The sequence below is a fragment of the Companilactobacillus insicii genome, from assembly GCF_003946015.1.
Lineage (GTDB): Bacteria > Bacillota > Bacilli > Lactobacillales > Lactobacillaceae > Companilactobacillus > Companilactobacillus insicii.
Map to the genome: position 1 here is coordinate 22622 of NZ_RHNU01000010.1, position 19078 is coordinate 41699.

The 19078-nt window shown below is 37.0% G+C and carries 16 protein-coding genes; 8 read left to right on the plus strand and 8 right to left on the minus strand.

All coding sequences use genetic code 11. From position 1 onward, the window contains the following. Positions 1-17: 17 nt before the first annotated feature. A complete protein-coding gene (locus EKM79_RS04555) occupies positions 18-461 on the minus strand; it encodes a MarR family winged helix-turn-helix transcriptional regulator (protein WP_164506004.1) in 444 nt (147 codons plus the stop codon). Positions 462-702: 241 nt separating this feature from the next. Further along, positions 703-1728, minus strand: coding sequence for a tryptophan--tRNA ligase (gene trpS / locus EKM79_RS04560; RefSeq protein WP_125566336.1), 1026 nt, complete (start codon positions 1726-1728; stop codon positions 703-705). Between the two features lie 288 nt (positions 1729-2016). Here trpS and helD point away from each other — a divergent pair, with 288 nt between their 5' ends. Continuing rightward, positions 2017-4305, plus strand: coding sequence for an RNA polymerase recycling motor HelD (gene helD / locus EKM79_RS04565; protein ID WP_125566338.1), 2289 nt, complete (start codon positions 2017-2019; stop codon positions 4303-4305). On the opposite strand, the gene EKM79_RS04570 is transcribed toward helD, so the two are convergent. Then, the gene (locus tag EKM79_RS04570) at positions 4278-4583 is read right to left on the minus strand and encodes a hypothetical protein (protein WP_211331270.1); all 306 of its coding nucleotides are present in this window, start codon (positions 4581-4583) and stop codon (positions 4278-4280) included. The genes helD and EKM79_RS04570 overlap by 28 nt on opposite strands. A 137-nt stretch (positions 4584-4720) precedes the next feature. Beyond that, the gene (locus tag EKM79_RS04575; protein ID WP_125566343.1) at positions 4721-5386 is read right to left on the minus strand and encodes a CPBP family glutamic-type intramembrane protease; all 666 of its coding nucleotides are present in this window, start codon (positions 5384-5386) and stop codon (positions 4721-4723) included. Between the two features lie 112 nt (positions 5387-5498). Between EKM79_RS04575 and EKM79_RS04580 the strand changes: the two genes are divergently transcribed. Further along, positions 5499-6566 carry an acyltransferase gene (locus EKM79_RS04580; protein WP_125566344.1) on the plus strand — a complete coding sequence of 356 codons (1068 nt, stop codon included), beginning with the start codon at positions 5499-5501 and terminating at the stop codon, positions 6564-6566. A 14-nt stretch (positions 6567-6580) separates the two neighbouring features. Here EKM79_RS04580 and EKM79_RS04585 read toward each other — a convergent pair whose 3' ends face one another. Beyond that, positions 6581-7183, minus strand: coding sequence for a TetR/AcrR family transcriptional regulator (locus tag EKM79_RS04585; protein ID WP_125566346.1), 603 nt, complete (start codon positions 7181-7183; stop codon positions 6581-6583). A 272-nt stretch (positions 7184-7455) separates the two neighbouring features. Here EKM79_RS04585 and EKM79_RS04590 point away from each other — a divergent pair, with 272 nt between their 5' ends. Together EKM79_RS04590 and EKM79_RS04595 are read left to right on the plus strand one after the other, a co-directional pair. Then, the gene (locus EKM79_RS04590) at positions 7456-8337 is read left to right on the plus strand and encodes an ABC transporter ATP-binding protein (RefSeq protein ID WP_125566348.1); all 882 of its coding nucleotides are present in this window, start codon (positions 7456-7458) and stop codon (positions 8335-8337) included. 12 nt (positions 8338-8349) lie between these two features. Next, positions 8350-9963 carry an ABC transporter permease gene (locus tag EKM79_RS04595; RefSeq protein WP_125566350.1) on the plus strand — a complete coding sequence of 538 codons (1614 nt, stop codon included), beginning with the start codon at positions 8350-8352 and terminating at the stop codon, positions 9961-9963. Between the two features lie 140 nt (positions 9964-10103). Here EKM79_RS04595 and EKM79_RS04600 read toward each other — a convergent pair whose 3' ends face one another. After that, on the minus strand, positions 10104-11783 hold the full coding sequence (locus EKM79_RS04600) for a collagen-binding domain-containing protein (protein WP_125566352.1): 1680 nt from the start codon (positions 11781-11783) through the stop codon (positions 10104-10106). A gap of 345 nt (positions 11784-12128) precedes the next feature. On the opposite strand from EKM79_RS04600, the gene EKM79_RS12325 reads away from it, so the two are divergent. From EKM79_RS12325 to EKM79_RS04620, 4 genes are all read left to right on the plus strand, one after another. Continuing rightward, positions 12129-12278, plus strand: coding sequence for a hypothetical protein (locus EKM79_RS12325; RefSeq protein ID WP_211331271.1), 150 nt, complete (start codon positions 12129-12131; stop codon positions 12276-12278). 161 nt (positions 12279-12439) lie between these two features. Continuing rightward, the gene (locus EKM79_RS04610; protein WP_125566355.1) at positions 12440-13015 is read left to right on the plus strand and encodes a sugar O-acetyltransferase; all 576 of its coding nucleotides are present in this window, start codon (positions 12440-12442) and stop codon (positions 13013-13015) included. After that, on the plus strand, positions 13002-13769 hold the full coding sequence (locus EKM79_RS04615; protein ID WP_164506005.1) for a transposase: 768 nt from the start codon (positions 13002-13004) through the stop codon (positions 13767-13769). Before EKM79_RS04610 ends, EKM79_RS04615 begins: the two co-directional genes overlap by 14 nt. Position 13770: 1 nt before the next feature. Then, entirely contained in the window at positions 13771-14793 is a 1023-nt protein-coding gene (locus tag EKM79_RS04620) for a transposase (RefSeq protein ID WP_125566359.1), read from the plus strand. Positions 14794-14824: 31 nt separating this feature from the next. Here the strand turns inward: EKM79_RS04620 and EKM79_RS04625 are convergent, their stop codons facing one another. Together EKM79_RS04625 and EKM79_RS04630 are read right to left on the minus strand one after the other, a co-directional pair. Further along, entirely contained in the window at positions 14825-16918 is a 2094-nt protein-coding gene (locus EKM79_RS04625) for a collagen-binding domain-containing protein (RefSeq protein ID WP_164506006.1), read from the minus strand. Positions 16919-17093: 175 nt separating this feature from the next. After that, entirely contained in the window at positions 17094-19034 is a 1941-nt protein-coding gene (locus EKM79_RS04630) for a GTP-binding protein (protein ID WP_125566363.1), read from the minus strand. Positions 19035-19078: the final 44 nt, after the last annotated feature.

Sequence of the window (19078 nt, forward strand, 5' to 3'; positions counted from 1 at the left end):
TTTCCTTCTTTCATTTTCTATTTATTACTATCGGGGATTTTTACTTTATCGAGATTGGCGTAAACTTTGGCCAAAATAACGTGCAATTCATCTTTTTCAGTATCTGTAATTCCAGAATAAATCGTCTTATTTGAATCTTTGAATGCAGCTCTGAGCTTATCTCCAAACTCTCGCCCCGCTTCAGTAATTTGGACAATTTTTCTACGACGATTAGTTTCGTCAATTTTTCGATGAACCAAACCATACTTCTCAAGTTTTTTTAATGATCGAGCGATGATTGCTCCATCAAACAAAGTTACTTCACCAATCTTCTCTTGGTTATAACCTGGATGTTTAGTAACTATCATCATTATTATGCAATCGGCAATATTCAAATCTCTTTCCTTAAGAAAAGATGACAAAATTCTCTTTCGCTGCATCATAAATCTCACTGCAAAACCTATTAAATCGTAGTCGTCCATTGTTCTCCTCATAAAATTAAAAATTTATTTCTAAATAGCAACAAAAAATATGCTATACCCAATTGTTGATAAAATCAAGAGTTAAATATAGCATATTTTTGTGAAACTGTTTCCACATTAAAAAAGCCTGATAAGTTGCACTCTACTAAAAAAGACGGAGACATTTTGTCTTCTCCGTCTTTAATTCAATTATAATCATAAATCTAAGTAATGCTCAGAGATTACCGTTCTTTAACGCGCTCTATTTTAAATCCTTAAAATAATCAACACCAATGGCAGCTCTAACTTCTGCCAACGTTTGATTAGCTACTTCATTGGCACGATCACTACCATCTTTTAGAATTTGGTAAACCCCAGGAATATCCTTCTCGTATTCAGCACGGCGTGCACGAATTGGCTCAAGAATTCCTTGCATGACATCATTTAAGTAACGTTTAACTTTGACATCACCCAAACCACCAGCTTGATATTGCTCTTTTAATTCAGCAATCTTAGCCTTGTCATCGCCAAAAGCGTCGAGATATGTGAAAACTGTATTACCCTCAACTTTACCAGGATCTTCTACGTGCACATGATCAGGATCAGTATACATAGACATGATCTTCTTAGTCACAACATCAGCAGGATCTGACAAGTAAATACCATTACCCAGCGACTTACTCATCTTCGCATTACCATCTGTACCAGGTAAACGCCCTTGACCCTTAGGTGGGAAGACACCTTCAGGCTCAACTAATACTTCTTTGTTGTATGTATTATTGAACGTACGAACAATTTCACGTGTTTGTTCAAGCATTGGTTCTTGATCATCACCAACAGGAACTGTATCTGCCTTGAAAGCAGTAATATCAGCAGCTTGACTAACAGGATATGTTAAAAATCCTGCGGGGATACTTTGACCAAATCCCTTTTGCTTGATTTCTGATTTAACAGTTGGATTTCTTTCAAGACGTGAAACATTAACCAAATCTAGATAGTACATTGTTAGTTCGTTCAAAGCTGAAATTTGTGATTGTACCAAAATATTAGTCTTGGCAGGATCGATTCCTACTGATAAATAATCCAAGGCAACTTGAATCAAACTGTTACGAATTTTCTCAGGATTTCTAGCATTATCGGTCAAAGCTTGCATATCCGCAATCATGATGAACATGTTATACTTACCCTCATTTTGTAACTTAACACGGTTCTTTAGTGAACCTAAGTAATGTCCGATATGTAGCTTACCAGTTGGTCGATCACCTGTTAAAATTGTATTAGTTTTCATATTACTTCCTCCATTTGTATTCATCAAAACAAAAAGCGTCCTATTAATAATATAATAGGACGCTCTCACGTGGTGCCACCTGTTTTGTAGAAATATATCTACCACTCATTAGCTGTAAGGCGGCTAACCATATCCATTTCCTAATTCAAGGGCGATGACTTTTTCAGACTAGAAGTCATTCTCTGATTCAACTTACTTGAATTAGTACTAAAAAATGCTTATGCTTTAATGTACTCAATTGCTATAAGCATAATTAAAAACAACCAAATTGTCAACGAGAGGTAACTTATGACCGTTAACGAAACTAAAGAACAAGAACAAATTAGAGTCGATCAAATTGCTCAAAAAATCGACGATAAAATCAATCGAGCTACTGAGAATCTTGAAAAGGCTCATACAGAAACTCACAATATTTACCGAAACTATGGTGAGAATACCAAGGTTAACACCTTTGAAGTCGATGACCAAATGGAAACCAATGCTTCAGTGCAACAACAAAAGCAATTGGTTGCCTTAGCCGTTGAAAATGAAAATATTCTAGAATCAAATAAACTCAAGCTGGAGAACTTACAAGGTTCTCCATACTTTGGCAGAATCGATATCGTTGAAGATGGTGAAGAAGATACTCTATATATTGGAACTTCGACTTTACAAGATGACGATGGTGAATTCTTAATTTACGATTGGCGTGCTCCTATTTCGGGTATTTACTACAATGGTGTACTTGGAAAGGTAAGCTACCCTACTCCCACCGGAAAAGCTGAAGTGGATCTCAAAAAGAAACGTCAATTTCAAATTATCAACAACAAAATTAAAAATATGTTCGACACAAACGAAACGGTTGGAGATGAAATTCTTCAATCTGTCTTAAGTGAATATAGTGACGAATATATGAAAAATATTGTGGCAACGATTCAACATGAACAAAATACGATTATTCGTGATACTCATTCTGACGTGTTGCTAGTTCAAGGTGTCGCGGGAAGCGGCAAGACATCTGCCATTTTGCAGCGAGTTGCCTATTTGCTTTATCACAGCAGATCAACCTTAGACGCTGACAAAATCGTTTTATTCTCACCCAATCGTCTCTTCAGTAATTATATTTCTGAAGTTCTACCGAGTTTAGGTGAAAGAAACATGCGCCAAGTTACATTCAATGAATTTGTTTCATTGCGTTTAACAGGCATTCAAGTAGAAACACTATTTGAACGTTATGAAAAAGATGAACGTAATCTTCCACAAACCACAGTAGATATAAGATTATTCAAAGAAAGTGCTGATTTCCTTGAAAACTTAGAATTAACTGAAAAAGAAAATAAAGAACATACTTTATACTTTGAAGATATTATCTTCGAAGGAAAACCATTCTTTACTAAAGAAGAAATATCTGAAATTTATGATAAGCAAAATACAGCCTTTAGTATTCCTGACCGATTCCTAAAAACTAAAAATATTTTGATTAAGCGTCTTAAAAAACGTATCCACAATGATCGTGACGAAGATTGGGTTCAAGCCGAGATTGATAACCTCGGCGATGAAGACTTCCAACAAATAATTACTGATCATAATATTGAGGAATCGACTAATCAACGCTCTATCATCGCAGAAGAATTCCTAAAAGAACGTTATGCTCCTATATATAATGCACTGATCAATAATTACTTCTTCGATCCATATAAAGAATATGTCTTCTTACTATCAAATATGAAACAAAACTTAGTATCAGATAGAGTATGGCAGACCATGATTGAATCTATTGATCACGCTGTAGAGTCACATAAATTAGGATTAAGTGATGCGGTCGCAATTCTATACTTACGCGATTTCATTACCGACAATGGAATCAACCATAATATCCAACACATCTTTATCGATGAGATACAAGACTACACAATGGCACAATTAAAATATATTTCTCATTCATTTCCTAATGCAAAGATGACATTGCTCGGAGACAGAGCTCAAGATGTGCTGACTAGCTCTTACCGAAACAAAGATGTCATCACAGCAATCTGTGAATTGTATAAGGGTAAAAAAGTTACAACCATTACTCTCAACCAAAGTTATCGTTCAACTGCGGAAATCACAAATTTTGCAAAGTCACTTCTACCTAACGCTGACGAGATAAAATCTTTCTCTAGAAAAGGTGAAGTTCCTACGATCAAAGTCTTTGAGGATGAGTCTGACTACTATAAGGGTCTCAAAAAGACTGCGCAAGAACTAACTGACAAATACGAGACTGTAGCAATCTTAACCAGAAACCAAGCTCAGGCCGAGCAAGTATATGCTCATTTCAGTGATGAATCTATTATTACCTTAGTCGATGCAGGTTTCCGTTCCATTCCTAAGGGAATTATTGTTCTGCCAATATATCTAGCCAAGGGATTAGAATTCGACGCTGTGATTGGGCACAATGTATCGGCTCAAAACTATCCTGATTCAAGGAGCCGAGATACACTGTATACTATCTGCACACGTGCAATGCACAATCTGACTATCTGTATTGAAAAAACACCATCTCCATTATTGGACAATATAAATATTGAAGATTATGATACCTCTTCAGCAATTAAATAAGTTTCGTAAAGTAAAATACTTGCTAACGAAGCACAAGTCGCTAAGCCAAAGATCAACTGTAATTTACTACGACGAGTATAGCCAAGATAAGTTAAAATAACTCCCATAACAAAAATGACGAGTAATGGCATCAATACATCGTCAACAAATAGTGAATCTAGCATTAACAAGAACAGAAGTGTCATCATTGCTCTTGATCGAGAAATATTAACTATCAATAATGCTTCGAAAATTTGAAATACAAACATTACTATTGATATTTTAGATAAGTCCCACATTGGCAGTCACCTTCTAAAAAAACAATAGCTAACTAATGTAAATATTCAGTAAATTTAATGTAAATTATGTGTAAATATTAGTTTTCAACTTAAAAAAATATCCACCGATGAATAATTCATCAGTGGATATTTTTTGTTTAAATTAAAATTGTACCAACAATGGAACTTACAATGGCAACTAACATAGACATCTTTTCGTCTTGAGTATACAAGTAAGTCAATGCATAGCACCAACCGAGAGCCATCATCATAAAGAATTGTAATAATGAACCTGGCAAACTAATAGCACCAGCAATAATACCACTAAAAATAATTCCGATGATTGCATTCGAAGCAGTGCTCTTTCTAAAGAAATAATTGAAGAAAAATCCTGTTTGAACCAACTGTTGTTGAATTGTAATAATAAATACATTTGCAATTATATTAAAAATAAATACTTTTTGATCTGAACTAATAACATCGTCATTTTTAAAACGTGGTAATTTGCCCGTAACTTGTAAATAGCTGACCATAATTCTCAACGCACATACTAAAATGATCATCAACGTCACTAATCCGATGTTCGAAGTCAATGAACTCATGAATCCTCTGGGATTGTCAGAAAATGAACGTCTCTCCCGCAAATAACGCCTTGCCATCAAGAATAAGAATACTAGACCTACTGCAAAAAATATTGCAGTCAAAATCATATTTAATCCTTTGTCAGTTGCAGCAATGTTTTTTAAACTCAATGTGATTATAGAAAATATAATCCAAATTATATATCTGACTAAATCTGTTCCCGGAGATTCTCCTACTCGCATAATTAATATCTTCCAATCAATAATTTTACTTTGCTATTATATCATATACGAATACTTCAATTTTGTGAGCAATTCATCTATTATTAATTAGGTATACGGAGGGATTTTTATAATGAATAAAAATAAACGAATCTTTTATCTAGACTTCATTCGCGTAATAGCAATTTTTCTAGTAATTTTCATCCATGTTTCCGCCATTGATACGACACTCCATATTGGAAGTACTCAATGGCAAATTACCAAAATTCTTAACTATTTTGCCCACATCAGTGTCCCATTATTCTTTATGATTTCTGGATCACTTTTACTCAATAGCAAAAAAACAAAATCAATCAACTACACTTGGAAACAAAGAATTCCTAGAGTAGTGATTCCTTTTATACTTTGGTCTATTATTTCACCAATCATTGTCGGAATCTATGCACATTCACTATCCATACACAATGTCCTTTCATCAATAAAGATGATGTTATATCAACCAACATCCCCTACGCTATGGTTTATGTATCCATTAATTGGAATTTATATTATTTCTCCAATTATTAAAACTTTTGTAGAAAACGCAAATAGACAAATGCTCTGGTATGTAACGATTATATGGCTAATAACTAACTCGTTATTACCATCAATCGCTAGTGTAATGCCAAAAAACTGGGTCAATGCTCTGACAATTTATCCAGTGGCACAATTCTACTTGGTAGGTGGTTTTACTGGTTATTTCATACTTGGATACTTATTAACAAAAATAAACATTCATGATTTAAACAATATCTGGTTATGGATTGTAGCCTTAGTCGCCGGATTTGCTGGAAATTATATATCCGAGATTTTCCCCAAAATATTCGATGCATTCAATGGGTACTACGTAACATCCATATTCATCCCAATTATGTCAATTGCAGCATTCATTCTACTTCAAAAATGGGGTGAGAAAATTCACTCAAATAGAATTATCAAAACGTTTGAATTCCTATCACCTTTAGTATTTGGAATCTACCTAGTTCACAACTTATTAATCTTATATATGGAACCTTGGTTTATGTCTGTCTTACCATTCGGCGGACTGGCAGCAACATTAATTCGCTATATCGCTGTAGCAGCCGTTTCGACTTTGATCATTTGGATCATCAGTTTGATCCCTGGACTTAATTATTTATTAACTGGAAGCAAAAAAAAATAAATCTCAATTGAGGTTTATTTTTTTTGTGCTGGAGCTAGACCTTTAATCAATAACTCGGTCCACTCTTGTGTATAAGGAACAATCCTTTCATACACGTCAGGACTAGAAATACCTTGAACTAACGCCTGGAAGTACAGTAGTAAGAATTCATCCGAATACTTCAAGTCAACTTTGCCTTCTTTTCGACCTCGATGGAACAAATCTAGCAACATCGTCACACTATTCTCTTGATATGTTTTCATCAATAACGTTAAGCCATGATCTTTTTTCTCAGTATAAAAGTGCATCATGTCATTATAAAATTGCTTATCAATTTTTTCCAAGGCATTAATTTTATTTTGACTCAAAGCAATCATTGTTTCTTCAAACGATAAATTTTGTTCTATAATTTTTTCTGCACTACTAGCCAGCTTACTTAAAAAATCTGTATATACTGCTTTAAACAAATTATCTTTACTATCAAAATACTTGAAAATAGTAGTTTTACCAACATTAGAACACTTGGCAATTTCTTCCATAGTTACATCTTCAGCACCTTCACTTGTATTCAACAGTTTAAAAGTTGCATCCAACACTTGTTGCTTCTTTTCTTGTGTTCTTTTTTCAAATCCGTCCATAATTGTTCCTCACTTTAAAACTATCACTAGTTATATGGTTCATTACTTATTATATTGTAATATATTATGTATCAATTAACGAGTATTAGTTCATAATTTTACTTGAAAACTATTGACTAAGCGATAATAAGTATATATTATTGAACTCATAAATGAACTTTAGTTTAGAAATATTTATATATAGCTATTTTATGAACTATAGTCTGATAATCAGAACATTATTTTTAAACCGGAAAGCACGTTATAAATATTTTGAAGGGAGTCATTTTATTATGACGGAAATTGTTAAGGTTCAAGGGTTACAAAAGAGATTCGGTAAATTCCGTGCCTTAAGAGATGTGAACTTTACGGTGAATTCTGGCGAGGTTGTGGGTTTCATTGGTCCAAATGGTGCCGGTAAATCTACAACAATTCGTACAATTCTTGGTATAATCAAGCGCGATGCGGGTAATGTAACAGTCTTTGGCAAGGATGTTTGGAAGAATAGCTATCAGATCCACCAAAAGATTTCTTATGTTCCTGGTGATATTGCTCTATGGGGGAATCTCACAGGTGGTGAAATCATCGACCTATTCATGAAGCTTCATGGAAATGGTAGCCATAGAAAACGCGACTATTTGATCAAGAAGTTTGAATTAGATCCAAAGAAAAAATCAAAAAATTATTCCAAAGGTAATCGTCAAAAGGTCGGACTAATCGCAGCATTATCTGTGGACTCTGATTTATATATTTTTGACGAACCCACTTCTGGATTGGATCCATTGATGGAAGCTGTTTTTCAAGACGAGGTCGCCAAAATCAAAGCCGATGGCAAGGCTATCCTGCTATCATCACATATTCTTAGTGAAGTCGAGCGACTCGCCGATAAAGTTGTAATTATTCGTCAGGGTACAGTGGTTGAATCTGGGACATTGGATCAGTTGCGTCATTTAACACGATCAACCATCACAATGGTTTCAGAGCTTAATGCATCTGATATGAGGTTCGTTAATGGTGTACACGACTTTTCTCAAAAAGGAAACCTCATTACATTTTCAGCAGACAATGAAAATATCAATGATATTTTAACTGAGGCTACAAAATTTGGACTCAAAAAATTTGAATCAGTTCCTCCAACTTTGGAAGACCTATTCATGCGTCATTACGAAGGATAGGGGGGAAACATTATGCGTGAAAAATTTGCATATTGGGATACTCTATTCTTCCAATATTTAAAGCGTGATTGGAAAAAAACAACCATCTGGATTATCGGTCTAGGGTTATTCTCTGGTGCTTTCATCCCTGCATTCAAGGAATTAGCTAAAGGCAACGGACTACGTGGTATGTACGAAACCATGCAAAATCCGGCTATGATATCAATGGTCGGACCCACACCAGTTAAAAACGCTACTGCTTATACAATCGGTGCAATGTATTCTAACGAAATGTTATTATTCTGTGGATTATTTGCGATGATCATATCTGCTCTTCACGTAGTTAGCCATACTAGACATGAAGAAGATCTTGGTTTAACTGAATTAGTCCGTTCATTCAAAGTTGGACGACAAGCTAACTCGGTTGCGGTCGTTCTCGAAACTGTTGTTATTAATATTCTTTTAGGAACGTTCACAAGTCTTGTCATGATAAGCTTTGGTGTCACTGCTCTATCTAATGAAGGTATTATATTATTTGGCAGTTCTCTAGTAATCGCTGGATTCATCGGTACGGCCATTGGGATATTAATGTCTCAACTAATGCCAAACTCTTCTGGAGCAACTGGCAGTTCCATTGGAATAATTGGCATTCTATACATAATACGTGCTGGTACAGATGTTTCCAACTCAAATTATTCGATGTGGAATCCAATGGGATGGACATACTTAACATATCCATTTACTAATAACGACTGGACACCTATCATTTATGGTGTGATTTTCTTACTAGTATTAGGATCAATCGCATTTGTACTCGAAGAAAATCGAGATATGGGGTCTGGCTATATTCCAGAATTCCAAGGAAAATCACATGCTAATATTACAATGCTATCTGTACCTGGATTCCTTCTAAGAATAAATCGCGGCATCAGCATTAGCTGGCTACTAGCTTTTGCAATAATGGGAGCTGCATACGGATCAATATACGGTGATATGCAAGAATTTCTTAACAGCAGCCCTTTGGTGAAGCAAATGTTTACTATGTCAGGACATTCAATCGAAGAATCATTTACTTCAACAATCATGATGGTAATGGTTGTAATGGCTACCATTCTACCAATCGTAATCATAAATAAATTATTTACTGAAGAAAGCCATGCCAGATTAAGTCAGATTTTTTCAACAAAAGTAACTAGAGCAAAACTATATTGGACAACTATTTGTCTGGCAATCATCATGGGAACGCTTGGTATAATGATTTCGTCGCTTAGCTTAGGTGAAACAGCTCTATCAAGCATGGATAGCAAGTCAGTTATGGATCTAAGCGAATTTGTTAAAGCTGGACTTAACTTTTTCCCTGCTGTATTGTTCTTCATTGGATTGGCTGGAATCACTCTTGGATGGATTCCTAAATTATCAAAGATCGTTTATGTATACCTAACTTATGCATTCATGTTAAATTACTTCGGAGGTATTTTGGATCTACCAGATTGGTTCAACAAAACAGCTATTCAAAGTTGGATACCTAGAATGCCAATAAGTAAGTTTGATGGTGCAACTTTTGCTACCATAACTATTATTAGTGTGGTCATGATCATCACTGGATATGTAGGATATCGTAACCGAGACTTAGTTGAAGGATCATAACAAATTATAAAAATCCCCTCGTATTTATTTTGCAAATACGGGGGGATTTTAATTATTGTGCTTGTTATACATTGATACTTGAATACATATACCTGACATTACTTCTGTGATTCTAGCATACTTGGTTGCGATGATTCACTCTAATCTTCTTTACGCTTCTTAATCACTATAAATGATAATAAGAATAATCCTAGTAACGTTATCACTCCGCCGCTTGAAGACGCCATCTCTGGTAGTGTGCGTTTCTGAGCTGTATCAGTTGAATTATTTGAAGCTCCAACTGGAGTGCCAGATATAATAGGGTTCGCTAAAGTTTTAATACCATTAGATGCACTGGAAGCAATTGGTACATTTTTGTCATCTGTATCAGTAATTATATTTGGTAGTTCTTCCACAACATTAGGATTTTCACTTCCTGATTCTGTCTTTGGAACTTCCGTATCAGGATCTGGATTCGGGTCTGGTGTTGGTTCTGGATCTGGATCTGGATTTGGATCTGGATCTGGTGTTGGCTCCGGATCTGGATTTGGATCTGGGTCTGGTGTTGGCTCCGGATCTGGATTTGGGTCTGGATCTGGATTTGGATCTGGGTCTGGTGTTGGGTCTGGATCCGGATCTGGATTTGGATCTGGATTTGGGTCTGGATCTGGCGTTGGAATTGGGTTCGGATCAATTGTTATATCTTCGTCGTCCTCTTCTTCCTCTATTTCTTTATCTTCTTCTGGGTTATAAACACTGTCTTGCAAGTCCCATCTGTGGGATTCACCACCATTTATTTGTACCCTGTTAGCGACGATATTTCCGTCTAAATTATGACAAACCCATACTGTTGCTTCAGGAGCTAATACGCTTCCTTGGAAAGAGTTATCCATTTTAATCGTTCCGCGGTATAATCCATCACTCGATGTGCTGTCATAAAAGTTCCACAATATATGATTATCATCAAAGATTTCAGTTGCCTGATTTCCCCTATTTGTTCCATCCGAATATCTAATTTCAATCTTCGAATTCATATGATATGTGTCAGCACCCTTGGTATCAACATTAACGATTATTGTTGGACCAACTCTATGTGGGCTTAACCCAACAACCCTGAGATACGTATTTCCATTGAGAACATCAGCGGTTAAATTAATAACCACTTCCTTTTGGTCATATTCATCAACATAGATTTCACGGGTATTAAAATCTTCAAAACTCGCATTAGTCAATTCCTTATCTGGAGTCCTTTTAGATAGATTAATGGACTGATTGTTTAATAACGCAAACATTTCTTCAAAGTCAATGTACTTTTCATCGCCAATATCTTGAAATAATTCATCTAACTCCAAGTGAGGTATCGGAAGTCCATCAGCTTTAATACTTTCAGTAGACGTATCTAACTCCACGTCCTTACCGAATACTACTTTGTTGTGCCTCGGATCTTTTTTAGATACAAAAGAACTAGCATTTATATTCACTAAATTCTGTATATAAAAAATATCTTTTTCGAGCGTTCCCTGATGAATACCTGTTCCAAAATCAACATGTCCATCTAGTTCTTCAACTGCTAAATTACCGTTAGTATGTGTTTTGAGAGTTGCTGATTTTGCAAAAATGTGGAAATATGCAGCATAACCTAATAAATTATCTGATACATCCTTTCCAAAATCATCTTGAACTGTTCCACCACTCGGAACTTCATAATTGCTTGTATCTATTGCTGCTTTAACATTCTCCGTTTTCATAACGTCCATTGCTACTGGTATATTAATTGCCGGATTTATCATTAGAAGACCTAAAGATAATCCGGTCATAACCACAATTAGTTTTTTCCTCATAATCTTCACTTCCCATTTGTGACTTTTTTAACTTAATTTCATGATATATAATTCCCTGTTATCTTGTCACGAAAAAACACATGTACACAAAAAGAGTCTGGGACAAAACTCCCAGCTAACATTATTAAGACTAATTTAGCGGCAACTGGACGCCCATTATATCCGCCACAGTTTCTATTAAAACTTTTCTTGTTTGGTTATTTACGGCGTACTTTTTCAGGTCGTAAAATCGTTCAAATGGCTAAGGTGGCCACGCTCGATAAGAGTGGTCACATCAAGATTGGTATCGCCACGGCGAACAATCAGATTCAGCGGGTCGTCATGCTGAAGCAAAACAGCCAGACCATGACTTACGAGTATGAGAACGGTAAGGCCGTTCGCAAGATTACGCGGAGTGCCACGGGTAAGCTGTTATCCAGCAAAGCCATCACGCCAGTGGCTACTTTGAAGTTTAAGTTAGTTGCGACGTTTGATCTTCAGGAGCAAACTTACTAGGGGACCATTTCACCTCAAGGTAAGATCGATATTCCGGTTTATCTCGGGTGGATCGCATAATTAAAAACTAAGATTAAGGGGTCATCCAGAGCATTCTGGGTGACCCTTTTGATTTTGAGGCTTAGTTTTAAGTGTTAAACTAAGGGGGGAGGTGAAGGTTAATGGCAAAATCTGAAATTGAAAAGTTGGATGCAGGCGAGCCTTACCATTTTCTCGATAAGGCGGTCGCTGAACGGAAGGCGCGGGCGGCTGAACTCTGTCAGGAATTCAACAGCATTCCAGCAACTGACCCGGCAGCCCAGACCGCCAAGATCAAGGAAATCCTGGGTAGCCATGGGAAACGCGTCTCGGTTCAGGCCACATTCAATTGCGACAATGGCTGCAACATTCACGTGGGCGAGGACTTTCTGAGCAACTATAATCTGACAATTCTGGACATTGCGCCAGTGACTATCGGTCGCAACGTGATGATTGGCCCCAACGTGGATATCTATACCGTTAATCATCCACTAGTGGCGACCGATCGCCGAAGCTACACGGCTCAGGCCAGTCCGGTAACCATTGGCGATGACGTCTGGATTGGTGGTAAGGTGGCCGTCATGCCCGGTGTCACGATTGGGAGTAATGTGGTTGTCGCTGCCGGGGCGATTGTGACGAAGGATGTGCCGGACAACGTCTTAGTTGGTGGTGTGCCAGCTCAGGTAATCAAACGCCTGCCGCCCATTGGCGCTTCGTAGGCTAAGCGGGACGATGTGGCCCGGCTCTTACGTTAATTTTGATAAAAATGAGTCTGGGACAAAACTTCCAGCTCACATCAAAAAAGGTAGTTCTGAGAAATTATTTGATTTCTCAGAACTACCTTTTTTGGCTTATGTATACACAGAGATGACGATCCCTGCTATTCCTAAGGCGCTGAACCCAAAAAGAAAAGAGATCGTTAGCTCCATGCAAATGAATTATACCAGTAATCAACCCCCTTTAAAACTCAATCTAGTTTGGCAACCTCAATCAACTCACGTTGCTTGGGCCATCAACGCTATCGTTAATGATATTCCAACTCACATTATTAAGACTAATTTAGCGGCAACTGGACGCCCATCATATCCGCCACAGTTTCTATTAAAACTTTTCTTGTTTGGTTATTTACGGCGTACTTTTTCAGGTCGTAAAATCGTTCAAATGGCTAATGAAAACCTTGTGATGCGTTGGTTTATTGGCAATCATTGTCCCATCCCAAGCTATCGAACCCTCAACCGTTTTCGGAGTAATCCTAAAACTAAATTGCTAATCACGGGATTATTCAAGGCTTTTCGTGATTACCTAACCATGCTCGGTCTCTTTGATAAATCGGCATTATTTATTGATGGAACCAAAATCTTAGCTGATGCCAATAAATATAGTTTCGTTTGGCGTAAAGCTGTTGAAAAGGCTGAACCTAGACTCGATGGTAAAACCGCGCGGCTTTACCATGAATTAGTTAACTATCAATGATTTGAATAAGCAGATTGAACAGGAAAAGCCTAAACGTGGTGGTTCAGCTCTCAAACGCCGCCGTCGTAAATTAAAACACTTGCTCCATCAACTAACGACTGACTATTTGCCACGCAAGCAAAAATATGAGTTCGATAATGCAACTTTCGGCGACCGCAATAGTTTTTCAAAGACTGATTTGGACGCTACTTTTATGCGTATGAAAGAAGATCCTATGCTGAATGGACAACTAAAGCCAGGCTATAACTTGCAAATCGCCAGTCAAAATCAATTTGCACTTTATTATCAGTTATTCCAACGTCCAACTGATACTCGAACCCTGATTCCATTCGTAACCCATATCTTTAAACAAACACCTAACGCCGTTCACTGGATAGTTGCTGACGCTGGTTATGGGAGTGAAGCCAATTATCAAAAACTTACTGATGATTTCCAAGTCCACTATTTGATTCCTTATGGAATGTATGAAAAAGAACAAACTCGTGCCTACCACCAAGACCGCCGTAAAGTTGCTAACTGGCATTATGATGAAGTAAATGACAAATACACAGATCTGGATGGTATTACTTTTGCTTTTCACAATTACAGTACACGTCATGATCGCTATGGCTATGAGAAACAGTTCAAGATCTATCGTACTGTCCAATACTTTGAGGATCCTAGCCGAGAAGCGCTTGCTACGACGAAGAAAGGCAATCGCCGCCAGATAGGTGTTAATTATAATTGGTTATATTTTAAGAACAAGGCTAAAGAACAACTGACCAGTAAAATCGGTCATGATTTGTATGCTCGACGCAAGATTGAAATCGAACCAATCTTCGCTGACCTGAAGACTTACTTGAAATTCAAACGCTTTTCGGTGCGTGGTCTAACAGCCACCAACAACGAGATGGGAATAGCTTTAATGGCTGAAAATCTATCAAAATTATCTAAAATCGTTAAACAACCAGACCTAGGGCCAAAAAAAAGTGGTGTCAATCGCCACAGACCGGCAATTGACACCACTTACTTATTCAGATTCTAGGGCTTTTGTCCCAGACTCTATCGTATAAATACTAATTTTCTTTACGTTTTTTAATACCTAAGAATGACAATAATGCCAATCCCAAGACACTTAGCCAAGCAGAACTCTTGGCACTAGTTTGTGGCAATGTATTTCCATTTGATCCTGTACTATTTGAAGCCGTTGTTGAAGAATTATTCGAACCATTAGTAATTGGTGTATCTGGAATACCGTCACCATTTGTATCAATCTCTGGTACATCAGTATTTTCATTCCCATCAACATTAACTCCTGGTTCCTCAGGTTTCACTGGAGTTTCTGGATCTGGTGTTCCTTCATTGTTATCTTCATTTCCAGGCTTTTCCGTATCAGGTGTTTCATCATTATTATCCTCGTCATCAGGATCTTCTGTGTCTGGTGTTTCACCGTTGTTATCCTCGTCATCAGGATCTTCTGGATCTGGTGTTTCACCATTGTTATCCTCGTCATCGGGGTCACCATCGGTCCAATCCCCATCTTCACCAGGTTCTTCTGGATCAGGATCAGGTTCACCTTCCCAATCGTTATCGTCTTCATCCCCATCACCATCGGGATATTCAGGATCCTCGGGATCTATGCCGGGAACAGCTGGTGCAGGAAGAGGTTGGATAGTTTGAAATTCTTCTTCGTCTTCATCTTTATTAGTGTTATCTTGTAAATCCCATCTGTGAGATTCACCTTTGATTGTTACTTTATCAGCAACAATATTACCGTCCAAGTTATGATGAACTGTAACATCAGCCTTTGGTGCAAGAACACTACCTTGGAATGTGTTATTAAAGTCTAATTTACCATCAAATAACTTATCTGGTGATGTACTATCATAAAAGTTCCACAACAAATGATTATCACCAAAGTACTCTGTTTCGTGATTATTTCTTTCACTACCATCATCATAAATAACTTTGATTTGAGAACCAGAAGTATATGGGGTAACTCCTTGAGTATCAACATTAATTATTACTGTTGGACCATCTTCCGTACTTGCTAATCCCCTAATAGTTAGAGGCGTATTACCCTGCAAAACATCAGGGGCCAAATATATAACAATTTGATTATCAGCGTTAGGCTTCATATCCGTTAAATCAATAACACGATTGTTTGGATCAGAGAACTGACTATTAGTAATCAATGCCTTATTCCCTGAACTTACAATGTCACTTGCCTCTAATCCAGCCAATTCTTGTGACTTTGGTTCCAAATGATTTTTGAACATATCACTAAAATCAATATATGGATCTTTTCCCGATTTATCTTGATACGTTTCAGCAGCAGTCAAATGATCTATATAGACTTGCTCATCAGTATCTCCAAACGTAACCAATGGGCGATTTGGATTAGATACATCTACTTCAATACCGTTACCAAAGACAATCTTATTTGTTCTAGTATTACCACCCGATACAAACGAACTACCAGCAATCTTTTCGATTTCTTGGATATATGAAACATCGTAATCTACTAATTCCTCTTTGATATTAGTACCAAAATTTACCTGTCCATCTAACAAACCCGTTGCTACATTACCATTAGTGTGAGTACTCAAATGTGCTTCATTAGCAAAAATATGGAAATATGCAGCATATCCTAATTCGTTATCCTCTGGGTGTAAGTTGAATCCAGCGTGATTGCTGGAACTATAATTTTTAATATCATTCGCAAATGTTCCACCATATCTTACATCGGGATTATCAGCTCTAATTGAAGTTGCTTGAACGCCATTCTTACTTGTCTCCTGTTCAGGTGCATTAGCAACTGCCTGGCTCAAAGGTTGTCCTTGAACAGATTTGAACGAGATACGACTAGGCTCAACATTTTGTGAATCATTCTGTGATTCTGTATCTTGACCATTATTTTGACTATTCATCTTTACATAAGTTGCAGAATAATCTGGTTGTTTTGACGGATCAGCCTGTGTTGCGGTTGAACTAGCTGTAGTCTGGCCACTAACAGCTTGTGTTTGTGCAACTGGATTATTTCCATCGACATTTTGTGTAGCATCAGTATCATCAGCTAACACATTATTTGAAACTACGAGAAATGAAAGAACAGCGGTACTTGTTGCCACACATGACAAAGACCACTTTTTTCCCTTTTTAGTATTCATAAAGATAAGTCCCCCTCGATACATTAACACGTTGAAACAACTCCAGCATATTAACGCTAGATATAAAATATTATTAATATTTTCATTATCACGCTATTTTTTTTTCACGTCAATTTCATATCAAAAAAACACCACAATCGGTATTTGTAGTGTCTTCAATTATTCATATTAAATTTTAACTATTATTTAGTGCATAAGTGTATGGTATATGTGCCATTTGTGGAACCTCATCCCAAGGTACTGGGTAACCCGCTCCATGGGCACAAAAGACAGAATCTGGCGTATTGTCTAGGTCTGATACTGGCTTGTAGTCAAATTCTTTAATAATTTCATCTGAATTATGACATGGGCGATAACCTTCTACCACACACTCGAATGCACCTTGACCATGAGTATAAGCATTCACTTCTTTTGCATAATCCCGCATTTTAGAAACAGGAGCTGTCCCAGTTAATATGGCTCTTCCCGTACTAGAATCAGGGGTATCAAAGTTACCATTCATTCTTTGAATATCACTCATTGCGCGTCCCACTTGATCTTGCTCCAGTTCTAAGCGAAATCTGTACCAAGGTTCTAACAATTGACAGTTATCTTGCTGTTTCAATTCCATCAATCCCTGTCTAACCGCTCTCCAAGTTGCCTCTCGAAAATCACCACCAACCGAATGAACATTGCTAGACTTCCCACTTATTAGGCTTATTTTGACATCAGTTAGAGGTGAACCGGTTAGAACACCGAGCTGTTCTTTTGCACCCAGATTAGTCAAAACTTGGTGTTGCCAATTTTTTCCAAGGACTTCCAAGCTGCATTGAGAGTCAAAAGTTAACCCACCGCCTCGTGTCACAGGCTCCAGCAACAAATGTACTTCTGCATAATGACGAAGAGGTTCAAAATGTCCTACTCCTTCAACCGGCCTAGTAATGGTTTCCTTGTACAAAATACTACCTTCACCAAATTCAACATTTAGATCGAATCTATCCAACATTAATTGTTGTAGTATTTCTAGTTGAACTTCTCCCATTATTTGAACGTGTGCTTCTTGTAAATGACTCGACCAAGAAATATGCAGCTGTGGATCTTCATCCTCTAATTCCCTTAATGCCGTTAGGCACTTGTGAATATCGTTGTCCATTGGCTCTAAAGCATAATTTAAAACCGGCTGTATCTCAGGTAATTTAGCATTTTTTTCATTACCTAATCCCTGCCCAGGATAAGTATCAGTCAATCCTGTGATAGCACAAACATCACCAGCTTTCACCTCTTGACTAAGTACAAACTTATTTCCATTGTAAACACGGAGCTGATTGGCTTTTTGATCATTCAAGACAACTGATTTCGTTGGCAAAACTCCACTGGTAACTCGAACCCATGTTAATCTTTCATCATTTTCATCATGCGAAATTTTGAATACTTGTGCACAAAAATCAGTATCATATTCATTTTCAATCGACCATTGTTCAATACCATTTAAGAAACTATCAATTCCATCTAATTTTAGGGCAGAACCAAAATAACAAGGGAAAACTTTTCTATTTTTTATCATCGATTGGACAATATTATCACCAATCTTTCCAGAATTTAAGAAGTCTTCCAGTACATTATCATCTTGCATTGCAATTTCTTCGTACGATTCATCCGGAATTTCAGTCTCAAAATTAATACATCCAGTCGAAAATGTATCCTGTAATTGATCCATGACTTGTTTCTTATTTGCACCAACAGCATCCATCTTATTTACAAAAATAAAAGTCGGAACATTGTACCGTTCTAGTAATCTCCAAAGAGTTCTAGTGTATCCTTGAATGCCATCAGTGGCTGAAATAACAAGAATTGCATAATCCAGCACGCTTAGAACTTGCTCTGTTTGTGAAGCAAAATCCATATGTCCTGGGGTATCTAGTAAAGTCAGCTTTAAATCATTGTATTCTAAAATTGCTTGATGAGAAAAAATAGTGATACCACGTTGTTTTTCTAATTTGTCAGTATCTAAAAAAGCATCGCCATTATCAACTCGACCAAGTTTTCTTAATATACCCGCATGGTAAAGCATTGCTTCAGAAAGCGTGGTTTTACCAGCATCAACATGTGCTACTATTCCGGCTACAATGGACTCCATTTATACATACCCCTTCAATCGTAAATATAAATTTCATTATACTT